Annotated in this window: 11 protein-coding genes; 9 read left to right on the forward strand and 2 right to left on the reverse strand. The window is 66.0% G+C overall.

Features of this window, described 5'->3' with window-relative positions; translation table 11 throughout:
- Window positions 1–132 precede the first annotated feature (132 nt).
- Window positions 133–1911, forward strand: coding sequence for a long-chain fatty acid--CoA ligase (locus tag M0208_RS04865; protein WP_258890605.1), 1779 nt, complete (start codon window positions 133–135; stop codon window positions 1909–1911).
- Between the two features lie 11 nt (window positions 1912–1922).
- On the opposite strand, the gene M0208_RS04870 is transcribed toward M0208_RS04865, so the two are convergent.
- The gene (locus M0208_RS04870) at window positions 1923–2552 is read right to left on the reverse strand and encodes a hypothetical protein (protein ID WP_258890606.1); all 630 of its coding nucleotides are present in this window, start codon (window positions 2550–2552) and stop codon (window positions 1923–1925) included.
- A complete protein-coding gene (locus tag M0208_RS04875) occupies window positions 2549–5479 on the reverse strand; it encodes a pitrilysin family protein (RefSeq protein ID WP_258890607.1) in 2931 nt (976 codons plus the stop codon). Before M0208_RS04875 ends, M0208_RS04870 begins: the two co-directional genes overlap by 4 nt.
- Window positions 5480–5616: 137 nt before the next feature.
- On the opposite strand from M0208_RS04875, the gene M0208_RS04880 reads away from it, so the two are divergent.
- The 8 genes from M0208_RS04880 to miaB all read left to right on the forward strand — a co-directional run bounded on the left by M0208_RS04880 (window position 5617) and on the right by miaB (window position 11890).
- Entirely contained in the window at window positions 5617–6534 is a 918-nt protein-coding gene (locus M0208_RS04880) for an aspartyl/asparaginyl beta-hydroxylase domain-containing protein (RefSeq protein ID WP_258890608.1), read from the forward strand.
- 206 nt (window positions 6535–6740) lie between these two features.
- A complete protein-coding gene (locus M0208_RS04885; protein ID WP_258893167.1) occupies window positions 6741–7313 on the forward strand; it encodes a NifU family protein in 573 nt (190 codons plus the stop codon).
- Window positions 7314–7350: 37 nt separating this feature from the next.
- Entirely contained in the window at window positions 7351–7944 is a 594-nt protein-coding gene (locus M0208_RS04890; RefSeq protein WP_258890609.1) for a malonic semialdehyde reductase, read from the forward strand.
- Window positions 7945–8055: 111 nt separating this feature from the next.
- Window positions 8056–8688, forward strand: a complete 633-nt coding sequence (gene tsaB, locus M0208_RS04895) for a tRNA (adenosine(37)-N6)-threonylcarbamoyltransferase complex dimerization subunit type 1 TsaB (protein WP_258890610.1) — start codon at window positions 8056–8058, stop codon at window positions 8686–8688.
- Window positions 8577–9161: a GNAT family N-acetyltransferase gene (locus tag M0208_RS04900; RefSeq protein WP_258893168.1), complete on the forward strand. Its 585-nt coding sequence runs from the start codon at window positions 8577–8579 to the stop codon at window positions 9159–9161. Before tsaB ends, M0208_RS04900 begins: the two co-directional genes overlap by 112 nt.
- A gap of 66 nt (window positions 9162–9227) precedes the next feature.
- Window positions 9228–9650 carry a Fur family transcriptional regulator gene (locus M0208_RS04905; RefSeq protein ID WP_258890611.1) on the forward strand — a complete coding sequence of 141 codons (423 nt, stop codon included), beginning with the start codon at window positions 9228–9230 and terminating at the stop codon, window positions 9648–9650.
- Window positions 9651–9754: 104 nt separating this feature from the next.
- Complete coding sequence (locus M0208_RS04910) at window positions 9755–10531, forward strand: 1-acyl-sn-glycerol-3-phosphate acyltransferase (protein ID WP_258890612.1); 777 nt, start codon at window positions 9755–9757, stop codon at window positions 10529–10531.
- A gap of 39 nt (window positions 10532–10570) precedes the next feature.
- Window positions 10571–11890, forward strand: a complete 1320-nt coding sequence (gene miaB, locus M0208_RS04915; RefSeq protein ID WP_258890613.1) for a tRNA (N6-isopentenyl adenosine(37)-C2)-methylthiotransferase MiaB — start codon at window positions 10571–10573, stop codon at window positions 11888–11890.
- Window positions 11891–12082: the final 192 nt, after the last annotated feature.

The following is a 12082-nucleotide window of genomic DNA, read 5'->3' on the forward strand; positions in this document are numbered from 1 at the left end:
GGAGCCATTGAGCTTGTCGAAATGGCGTCTCGAAGGGCACAATCCAGGCCGTCCTTCGAGACGAGGCTTCGACAAGCTCAGCCTCTCCCCAGGATGAGCGGAATAAGAAGCAGGCGCGCTCAGGAGAGACCAATGCGGACGCTCGAGAAATTTCCCAATCTGGTCACGATGTTCTTCGCGCGGGCGAAGGAGAAGGGTGACGCGCCGTTCCTGTGGGCGAAGCGCGGCGGGGCGTGGCAGCAGACGAGTTGGGCCGAGGCCGCGCGCCAGGTCGCAAGCCTCGCCACGGGGCTACGCGCGATCGGGCTGAACCCCGGCGACCGCGTGATGCTGGTCAGCGAAAACCGCCCGGAATGGTGCATCAGCGATCTGGCGATCATGGCGGCAGGGTGCGTGACCGTCCCCGCTTATACGACGAACACCGAGCGCGATCACGCGCACATCATCGAAAACAGCGGCGCGCGCGCGGTGATCGTGTCGACGCAAAAACTGGCGACCACTTTGCTGCCCGCGGTCGTGCGCTCGACCCACGCGCAGATGGTGATCGGAATCGAGACGATCCGCACGCCTAATTCGATCGATTGCCACGGCTGGCACAAACTGATCGCGGATCATCCCGCCGAGCCGGCGACGATCGATTCTAGCGCCAAGCGCACCGACCTGGCCTGCATCATCTACACCAGCGGCACCGGCGGCTCCCCGCGCGGCGTGATGCAGCACCACGGCGCGATCCTGCATAATGTCGCGGGCTGCGCGGCGGTGATCGCCGAGGACATCGGCTGGGACGACGAGGTGTTCCTGTCGTTCCTGCCGCTGTCGCACGCCTACGAACATACCGGCGGCCAGTTCGTCCCGATCGGGCTGGGTGCGCAAATCTATTACGCCGAGGGACTGGAGAAACTGGCCGCGAACATCGAGGAAGTGCGCCCGTCGATCATGTTCGTCGTGCCGCGGCTGTTCGAGGTGCTGCGCCAGCGGATCAGCAAGGCGATCGAGAAGCAGGGCGGGCTGCCCAAACGGTTGCTCGGCATGGCGCTGGATGTCGGAGCAAAGCGCAGCGCCGGGCAGATGGGGCTGTTCGATCGGCCGCGCGGGCTGATTGTCGACGCGTTGTTCAAGCGCAAGATCGCGAAGAAGTTCGGCGGCCGGATGAAGGCGATGATCGCAGGCGGCGCGCCGCTGAACCCAGAGGTCGGTCTGTTCTTCGAATCGCTCGGCATCCTGTTGTTGCAGGGATACGGCCAGACCGAAGCGGCTCCGGTGATTTCATGCAACCGGCCGAAGACCGGCGTGAAGATGGATACCGTCGGGCCGCCGCTGCCCGATACCGAGGTGAAGATCGCGGCGGACGGCGAAATCCTGGTGCGCGGCGAACTGGTGATGCACGGTTACTGGCGCAACGAGGCGGAGACTGCACGCGTGCTGCAGGACGGCTGGCTGCACACCGGCGACATCGGCGAGATCGACGCGGCCGGGCGGATCAGGATCACCGACCGCAAGAAAGACCTGATAATCAACGACAAGGGCGACAATGTCGCGCCGCAGAAGGTCGAGGGTATGCTGACCCTCCAGAACGAGATCGTGCAGGCGATGATCGCGGGCGACCGCAAGCCGTATATGGTCGCGGTGATCGTGCCCGATCCCGAATGGACCCAGGAATGGTGCGCCGCGAACGGATCGAAATGCGACTTCGCCACGCTGGCGGACAACCCCGCCTATCGCGCCGCGATCAGCGCGGCGGTGGAGCGCACGAACAAGGATCTGTCGGTGATCGAACGCGTACGGCGCTTCATCCTGGCCGATGCGCCGTTTGGAATCGAGAACGAGCAACTGACGCCGAGCCTGAAGATCCGGCGGCATGTGCTGAAGCAGGTATATGGGGAGCGGCTGGACGGACTGTACAAGAGCTAGCCCGGCCCGCCCTAACGCGGAAAGAACAACGTCCGTTCGTCTAGATGGCCGATCGTCAGCGACAGGCCATGATCGACATGGATCGGGACGCCCGCCGCACGTAGCCGATCGCAGAACAGCGAGTCTTCGCCGACGAACGTGCCGTCGGCCAGCGAATGCGTCTCGAACAGCGGATATGGCGCATCGCCCAGCGCCGCGATGATCGCCGGCACATCCATCAGCACGAAGCCGAAGCCGATCCGGTCGACCTCCTCGATCGCATCCGCGCGCGCTTTTTCGGGTGTGGTGTTGACCAGCGACCAGCCGTTTCCGTCGCGCCTTACCGCAGAAGGCACGACCTGTTCGGTGCGACGACGGTAATTCGCCCCCACCATCGGCAAGTCATGCCCGAGCAGCCGGAGCAGGGATTGCGGTGCAAAGGTGTGATCCGAATCGAGCCACAGGATCTTGTCAGCGCCCCAGTCGCGCGACCACTCGAACAGCCGGGTGCGCGACTGAACGAGGATCGAGCTGCGCGCGATCAGCGTCTCCAGTTCGATTCCCGTGCCCAGCGTCAACGTCGTTGCGATCATCCGCGCCAGCGAGAAGGTGAAGTCCGCCTTCGTATCGCCGTGGCACGGGATGCATAGCGCGACCTTCACCGTTTCGCCACGCCGTCCGCCGTGCCCGCAGGCGCGGTTTTCGGGATCACCGCCATCGTCCAGTCTTTCGTCGGCTGCAGATATTTCGCAGCCGTAGCTTGCAGCGATTGCGGGGTGATGGTGACATAATCGGTGACGAGCGTCTTCACGTTCGCCAGCCGGTTCGCGTCATAGGTGCCGCCGGAGGTCTGCATCAGCCAGAACTGGTTGCCAGTGGAGGCGCGTTCCAGAAAGCGCATCTGCGGGTCGATCGCGCGTTTCAGTTCGTCGGCGTCGACCGGCGTCGCGACCAGTTGCGCGGCGATTTCGCGGCTCAGCTTGAAGAACAAATCGACGTTGGCGGGGGCGACCTGACCCACCGCGATCAGGCGGCCGCCGCCTGCCAAACCGACCGGCCACTGGCTCGCCGCGCTGGGGCTGTAGCTGGCGCCCGCGACCGAGCGCAGCCGGTCGAACAGGCGATCGGCGAAGATCGCGGCGAGGATGTCGAGCCGGCGGCTTTCCGCGATGTCGGCGGAGCCGCCCGCGGTCGGCCAGGCGATCACTGCCGCGGCCTGCGTATCCGCGCCGTTGTGCGTGCGCACCAGCGGGGTCGCATTGTGATCGGGGAAGCGCACCGGGACCAACGCTGTCGCGGGCTTGCGGGGTTTCAGCGCGCCGAAGGTCTTCGCGACTGCCGCCACCGCTTCTTCAGGCTTCACGTCGCCGAAGACGTCGACCTCGATCTGGCCCGTCGCCAGCAACGGCTCCCAGAACTTGCGGAAGTCCTTTGGAGTCAGGGCTGCGACCTGTTCCTGCTTCGGCATTCCGAACCGGGGGTCGCCGCCGCGCAACAGATTGTCGAGATCGCGCGAAATCACGCCATCGGGCGAGCTTTCCAGCCCGGCATAACCCGACAACATCAGCGCACGCGCGCGCGCCACGGGGGCAGGATCCCAGCCCGGCGCGGCGAGCTTCGTCGCCATCAGGCGGAGGTTGTCGGCATAGTCGCCCGGCGTCGTCTGCGCGCTGAGGGTGAAGGCGTCGTCGGCGATGTCGAAGTCCAGCCCCATGCGCCGTCCGGCGGTCAGCGTGTCGAGATCGCCCTGCCCTAGCTTGCCGATGCCGCCCGCGACGAGCGCGATGTCACCGGCCCAGGCTGGGGTCGGCTTGTTCGCGGGCAGGCCCGCATATCCATTGCCGAAACGTACGCGCAGATAGACGCGGCCGGTTTCCGACGCATTGGCGTACATCAGCATCCGCACGCCGTTGGAGAAGACGATTTTTTCCATCCCCGGATCGGCGACCGTTTCGCGCGTCGTCACCGTGCCGGGCTTGCCGAGCGACGGGAGCTTGTCGAAATTGACTTCGGCCTGTTGCGCACGCTTGCCCGCCAGACCCTTCACGTCGGCCTCCAGTGCGGCGGCGAGTTTTGCGGTCGCGCCAGGATCGGCGACGCGGGTGTTGAGCAGCGCCCGCGTCGCGTCGCCCTTGAACACGCGATTGGTCGATTCGAGCACCGCGGCGGGGGTGAACAGGTTCTTCTGCTTCGCGCCGAGGAAGATGTTGTAGCTCTCCTGCGGCCCGGCGACGGTTTCGCGGATGTCGAGCGCGCCGACCATGTCCTCGGTCTGCTTCGTCCCCGCCTCGACCCGCGCGGTCGCGACGTCGTTCTTCATCGCGGAATCGTATTCGACCAATTCTCGGTCGATCTCGGCTTGTGTCGGGGCGGTCGCCATCGCGTCGGCGATCACCGCGCGGACGTCCTTCAACGCGGCCTCCCAATCGTCGCCGATCGGGAGGATGGCGGTAAAGGTGCCGTTCGCCGAGCGCGATACGTCGTCGAGGCTGACGCTCGCTTGCAGGAAGCTGCCGCCGGCACGCGCGCGGGTTTCGAGGCGGCGGTTGATGACGCGGACCGCGATGAAATCGACCATTCGCTTCTGGTTGAAGTCGATCGTGTCGTCGCGGTACGTCCACGGGCGGACGACGGCCTGGATGACGAGCGGCTGGATCGCGGGTTCGACGATCGTCGCGGTGGTCGGCGCCTTCGGATCGGGCTTGCCGAAATCGGAATCGGCCGGGTTAGGCCCCTTCCCCGCCCAGCCGCCAAGATGCTTCACCACCAGATCGGCGGCGACCGCGGGATCGATGTCGCCCGAGATGACGACGACCGTGCGCGCGGGGCGATACCATTTGTCGTGGAACGCCTTCACGCTTTCCGGCGTGGCGGCCTCCAGCATCTTGATCGTGCCGATCGGCGAGCGGTCGGCGAGCGGCTGACCCGCGAAAAACAAGGCGTTGCGCGCGTCATATAGCCGCACCTGCGGGCCGGGGGCTTCGCGCTGTTCGGCGAGCACGGCGGGGCGTTCGGCGGTGAGGCCGGCGGTGTTGATGCCGGGTTCCTCCATCATGCCAGAGAAGATCTTCAAGCTCTCGTCCAGCTTCGCCTCGGTCGCGCCGGGCAGGTCGAGTTTATAAACCGTCTGCGTCGGGGTGGTCTGCGCGTTCGAATCCGATCCGAAAGTCGCGCCAAAGCGCTGCCAGACGCGCTTCGCCTCGCCATCGGGCACGTATTTCGATCCGCGGAACGACAGATGTTCGATCAGATGCGCATAGCCGCGCTGATCGTCGGTCTCGTTCAGCGACCCGGCGTCGATCCGCACGCGCACCGCGACCTGCCCCGGCGGCACGCCGTTGCGGCGGATCGCATAGCGCAGGCCGTTCGGCAGCGTGCCGAAGTTCCACGCCGGATCGGGCGGAATGTCCGACCCCTTGAACAGCCACGGCGACGTGTCGACCTTGATCGGCGTGGGGGTCGCCGCGGGGGCCGGGGCGGCAGCGGGCGGGCGCGCGGGCTTGCGCTGTGCCAGAGCGGGAAGCGCGACCGTCGTGAGGAGGAGCGCAAGGACGAGCGGCTTCGAGAGCGCGCGCTTGGGGAACGTCATGCGCCCTTTGTAGCGACGCCGGTCCCGGCCCGCCACCATGCCGATGTATCTTTCGATTTCCGCATCATCGCCACTTTTTGGACCCGAATCGCGGGTAACCGGACCAAGCGGCGCTTGTGGTTTCGCAGGCGCACATCATGTCACACGCGCAGACCGCGAACGATGCGGCGGCGAAGAAGCGGACGAGAACCGTGAGCACCGACAGCAAGCAAGCCAGCGCGGCACTATGGCAGGATCGCGACGTTCAGGCGCGCGCCGATCCGGTGATGGTGCCCGATCTGAACGTCATATCGGGCGCGCCGGTCAGCGGCGTGGCGATGGCGCCGGAGAAGGGCCGCCCGTTCATCATCCGGTTCGGCAAGCATCTGCGCGGGCTGTTCGATCGGCTGATCGCGTCGTCTTCGCTGGTGTCGAACGAACCGGTGCTCGACATGCGCGACTTCGCCTGGACCCAAGTGTTGCGCGACAATTGGCAGGCGATCCGCGACGAGGCGCTGGCGGTGGCGCTGCGCGGCAATGCCGCCCCCAGCCTGTCGACGATCTCGCCCGATCACCGGTCGATCGCGGAGGTCGACAAATGGCGGTCGTTCTTCCTGTGGGGATATGGTTTTCCGATCGAGGACAATCTGGCGCGCTGCCCGCGGACGCAGGCCGTGGTCGAGCAGATCCCGGGGCTGAACAGCGCGTTCTTTTCGATCCTGGCGCCGGGCACGCACATCCCGCAGCATCGCGGCGTGACAAAGGGGCTGATCACCTGCCACCTGGGCCTGATCGTGCCGCGCGACGGCGACGTTCGGATGCGCGTCCACGACCGCATCGTGCGCTGGGCCGAGGGCGAGACATTGGTGTTCGACGACACGTACCAGCATGAGGTGTGGAACGACACGAGCGGCACGCGGGTCGTGCTGCTGGTCCAGTTCGAGCGGCCGTTGCGCAATCCGGGCAAATGGTTCGCCGATTTCTTCCTTGGTTTCGTGCGGCGATCGGCGTTCGTGCAGGAGGCCCGGGCGAACATCTCGAGCTGGAATGCGGCGGTGAAGCAGATGGATGTCTGAGCGTTTGATCGGCTCACACCGATAGACGGCGCCAGCCCGCTCCCCCGCCCCGCCTCCCACAGAGTATCCTGAATGGGAGGCGGGGCGGGGGAGCGGGCTCGCACCGTCTCGGTTCGGCCTTGGCCGAACCGCAAACAAACACGCGGAAAGGATTCGTTTCCGCCCGCCAGCTTGATCGTGGCCCTCTAGCGGGCCACATGACGCGTATGTTGATCGAAACCGAAACCACGCCGAATCCGGCCACGCTGAAATTCCTGCCCGGCCGCACCGTCATGGACGGCGGCACTCGCGATTTCGCGACGCCCGAGGAAGCGGAGGCGAGTCCGCTGGCCAACGCGCTGTTCAGCCTGGGTGATGTGACAGGCGTGTTCTTCGGGCGCGATTTCGTTTCGGTGACGGCCGGGCCGGGGTCCGAATGGCGCGACCTGAAGCCTGACGTGCTCGCGATCCTGATGGACCATTTCACCGCGCAGATGCCGCTGTTCAACGGCCCCAGCGCCGATTTCAGCGTGGCTGCCGACGAACCGATCCCGACGGACGACCCGGCGGACGCCGAGATCGTCGCGCAAATCCGCGAACTGATCGAGACGCGCGTGCGCCCGGCGGTGGCGAACGACGGCGGCGACATCGTCTATCGCGGATTCGAGCGGGGCAAGGTGTTCCTGCAATTGCAAGGGGCCTGTTCGGGATGCCCGTCATCCAGCGCGACGCTGAAGAACGGGATCGAACAGCTGCTGAAATATTATGTGCCCGAAGTGACCGAGGTCCGCGCGGTCTAACCCGCGCTTTTCCCGAAAATCCCAGAAAGCCAGTACGATGACGAAGCCCCTCGACGCGGCCGCGCTCGACCAGTTGTTCCGCACCGCGCGCACCGCGAACGGCTATACCGATCAGCCGGTCGGCGAGGATGAATTGCGCGCGATCTGGGATCTGATGAAGATGGGTCCGACCAGCGCCAATCAGCTTCCCGCGCGGATGGTCTGGTGCGTTTCGCAGGAGGCGAAGGACCGGCTGGCCGACTGCGCCAGCGCGACCAATGCCGACAAGGTGCGCAAGGCCGCGGTGTCGGTGGTGATCGGCATGGATAACAATTTTCACGAACATCTGCCCGAGTTGTTCCCGCATGCCGACGCAAAGAGCTGGTTCGACGGCAACGAAGCGCTGCGCCGCGAAAGCGCCTTCCGCAATTCGTCGCTGCAGGGCGCGTATTTCATCATGGCGGCGCGCGCGCTGGGCCTCGACACCGGCCCGATGAGCGGGTTCGACGCGGACAAGGTGAATGCGGCATTCTTCGCCGATACGCCCGCGGTGAAGGTGAACTTCATCTCGACGCTGGGTCACCTCGATCCCGCGACGATCTTCGAGCGTAGCCCGCGTCCCGCATTCGAGAAGTTTAACCGGATTGCATAGCTCTCGCCCTCTCCCCTCCGGGGAGAGGGCCGGGGAGAGGGGCAGTGCGGACAGGTTGGTGATCACGCCCCTCTCCCCTACCCTCTCCCCAAAAGGGGAGAGGGAGAAGAAGTGAAAACCCTCGTCATCGATACCGCCACCGCAGCCTGTTCGGTCGCACTGCTGGAACGCGGCGCTCTGATCGCGCGCGCGCATGAGACGGTCGAGCGTGGCCATGCCGAACGATTGCTGCCGATGATCGCCGAATTGCCCGATGGCGGGCGGGCGGCGCATATCCTGGTCGATGTCGGCCCCGGCAGCTTCACCGGCATCCGCGTCGGGATCGCCGCGGCGCGCGGGCTGGCGTTCGGCTGGAGCACCAGCGTTGCGGGTTATTCGTCGCTGGCGCTGATCGCCGCCGCTGCGTTCGAGGACGACGTGCCGTCCACGCTTGCGGTGGTGCTGGAAGGCGGGCACGGTGAAGTCTTCATGCAGGGATTTGCCGCCCCCTCGACCGGACCGATGGTCGCGACCGATGCGCTCGTGTCGCTGCTCCCCGCCGATGCGCTCGTCGCGCTTGCCGGACGTCCAGCCTATGGCAGCGGCGCGCGCTGGCTCACCGCGATCGATCCGGCGGTCGATGCGCGTGAGGCATTGCCCGACGCGGCGCGTGCTCTGCTGCTGCCCGACGCGTTCGTCACGCTGCCGCCGCGCCCGATGTACGGCCGCGCGCCCGATGCGAAGATCCCGGTGCCCCGCGCATGAGTACCGTATTGCGCATGATCGAGCTGCACACCGGCAGCGCGGCCGATCTTGGCGCGGTGGAAGCGGTAATGGACGTCGCATTCGATCCGCGCTTCGGCGAGGCGTGGACGCGCAGCCAGTGCCTCGGCATCCTCGCTATGCCCGGCGTGTGGCTGACGCTGGCGCGCGCCGATGGGGAGGTCGCAGGTTTCGCCCTGTCGCGCGCGATCCTGGACGAGGCCGAATTGCTGCTGATCGCCACCGCCCCCGCGTTTCGCCGGCGCGGGATCGGGGCGGCGCTGCTGCGGAGCGTGGTGTCGGAGGCGCGCGGGCGCGGCGTCGTCAAACTGCATCTGGAGGTGCGCGCGAACAACGATGCGATCGCGCTCTATATCGCGAATGGCTTCGCGAAGGTCGGCGAACGGCGCGGCTATTATCGCGGGAAGACCGGGCAGTCGTATGACGCGCACAGCTATGCCGTGGCGCTTGCCTGACTCATTTCGGCTTGTTGCGAGTCGTTGGCACTTTTCGCAACAAGCATTCCGTCCTATATTGCCGTCATGCCCCGTAACATCGATCTCGAAGCGTTGTGCCACGAAAAGGGCCTGCGTATCACCGAACAGCGCAAGGTCATCGCGCGCGTCCTGTCCGACGCAGAGGACCATCCCGACGTGGAGAAGGTATATGCCCGCGCCTCCGCGATCGATCCGGGCATCTCGATCGCGACGGTCTATCGCACCGTGCGGTTGTTCGAGGAGGCAGGCATTCTCGACCGCCACGATTTCGGAGATGGCCGCGCACGGTATGAACCGTCGCCCGAGGCGCATCACGACCATCTGATCGACGTCGAGACGGGCAAGGTGATCGAATTCGTCGATCCCGAGCTGGAACAGCTGCAAAAGGCGATCGCCGAGAAGCTGGGCTTCCGCCTGGTCGATCACCGGATGGAGCTGTACGGGGTCAGCCTCAGCCGCCCGAGTTGAGGCGTAGTCTGCGACCATCACACCTTCGGCACCCTCCCCGGCGAAGGCCGGGGTCCAGTTAGGCAAGCAGTCGTTGTGACGGTGTGTCGCTATCACCAATTTCGGTGCGACTGGACCCCGGCCTTCGCCGGGGAGATAGCTTCTTCCTTGGCGCGAAAGACGTGATCGGCAACATCCGCCTCGCCGCGCGCCTCTTCGCCCTCGTCGCCGCCCTCCTGCTCGCCCTGCCCCTGCACTTCGTTTGGCGCCTTTTCCGCTTCACCTCCCCGTGGCCCATGCTCTTCCTCGGCGCAGTCGGGTGGATCGTCGGGGCGCGGCGGCGGACGATCGGGACGTCGTTGCGCCGCGACGTGGTGTTCGTGTCAAACCATCTCAGCTGGATGGATATTCCGATCCTGGCCGGACGCAACGGCAGCGCGTTCGTCGCGAAGTGGGAATTGCGCGCCGTGCCGGTCATCGGCTGGCTCTGCACGCTGAACCGAACCCTGTTCGTGCGCCGTGACGACCGGATGGCCGTGGCGGAACAGATCAACGAGTTGCGCGACGCGCTGGCGGAGACGTGGGCGATCACGATCTTTCCCGAAGGTACGACCGGCGACGGCGTGACGCTATTGCCGTTCAAGGCGGCGTTGCTGGCGGTGCTCGATCCGCCGCCGCCGGGCGTGCTCGTCCAGCCGCTGCGGATCGACTACGGTGACGCGACGACCGAGCTGGCGTGGGTCGGCGACGAAACCGGCGCGTCGCACGCCGGGCGCGTTCTGCGCCGCCGCGGCAGTTTCACCGCGACGCTGCATTTCTGCGACCCGTTCGACCCGCGCGACTTCCCCGGCCGTAAGGCGGTGGCGGCGGAGGCGCGGCGACGGATCGAAGAGGTGGCCTGACCCCTCCCCTTCGGCGGCCCGATTTGATAGGGGCGCGCGATGAACCCCACCACCAAGACCGCGCCGAAGACCTTTCACGTCAAGTCGTTCGGTTGCCAGATGAACGTCTATGACGGCGAACGCATGGCCGAACTAATGGCCGCCGATGGCCTGACGCATTCCGCCAATGCCGACGATGCGGACCTGATCGTGCTCAACACCTGCCACATCCGCGAACGCGCGACCGAAAAGGTCTATTCGGACATCGGGCGGCTGCGCAAAGTGGCGGGCAAGCAAGGCCGCGCGCCGATGATCGCGGTCGCGGGCTGCGTCGCGCAGGCCGAGGGCGAGGAGATCGTCCGGCGCGCGAAGGTCGACGTGGTGGTCGGGCCGCAGGCGTACCACAACCTTCCCGGGCTGGTCGCGCGGTCAGTAGCGGGCGGGGCGGCGATCGACACCGATATGCCGGTCGAATCGAAGTTCGATGCGATGCCCGCCCGCCGTCGCGTCGGGCCAAGCGCCTTCCTGACGGTGCAGGAAGGATGCGACAAATTCTGCACCTACTGCGTGGTCCCCTACACGCGCGGCGCGGAAGTCAGCCGTCCGTTCGCCGCGATCATGGACGAGGCGCGCGCGCTGATCGACGCGGGCGCGAAGGAGATCACGCTGCTGGGGCAGAACGTGAATGCCTGGGAGGATGGCGAACGGGGATTGCACGACCTGATCCGCGCACTCGACAAATTGCCGGGGCTGGCGCGGATTCGCTACACCACCAGCCATCCCAACGACATGAAGCAGGGCCTGATCGATGCGCACCGCGACATCGGATCGCTGATGCCGTTCCTCCACCTGCCGGTGCAATCGGGCAGCGACCGCGTGCTGCGCGCGATGAATCGCAGCCACACGACCGACAGCTATCTGCGCGTGCTGGACCGCGTGCGCGCCGCGCGGCCCGACATCGCGCTGTCGGGCGACTTCATCGTCGGCTTCCCCGGCGAGAGCGAGGCGGAGTTCGCCGAGACGCTGCGGCTGGTTGACGCGGTCGGTTATTCGCAGGCGTTCAGCTTTAAATATTCGCCGCGTCCCGGCACGCCCGCGGCGGAGATGGCGGACCAGATCGCGCCCGAGGTGATGGATGACCGGCTCCAGCGGCTGCAGGCGGCGCTGAACCGCGACCAGCAGGCGTTCAACGCCGCGACCGTCGGGCGGACGTGCGACGTGCTGATCGAGCGCGCCGGGAAACTCCCCGGCCAGATGCTCGGCAAATCGCCATGGCTGAACTCGGTTCACGTCATCGCCGACGCGGCGATCGGCGATATGGTGCGCGTGCAAATCACGGCGGCGGGGCCGAACGCGGTCACCGGCCGGATCCAGCCCTGAACAACCTCGCCGATTGCAAGAAATCGATAGTAAACCGCCTCTTGACACTTCTTCTGGCGTCGCCGAAGCTATCGCCATCGTGACTATTGTTACAAAACGATAATTACATCACTGCGGCTGCCGAATCGATCATCGCATACAAGCGACGACGCCACAGGCGACGCGGTCAGGGATAGGCAAGAGGGGCTTAAA

It is taken from the genome of Sphingomonas sp. SUN019, assembly GCF_024758705.1.
GTDB lineage: Bacteria > Pseudomonadota > Alphaproteobacteria > Sphingomonadales > Sphingomonadaceae > Sphingomonas.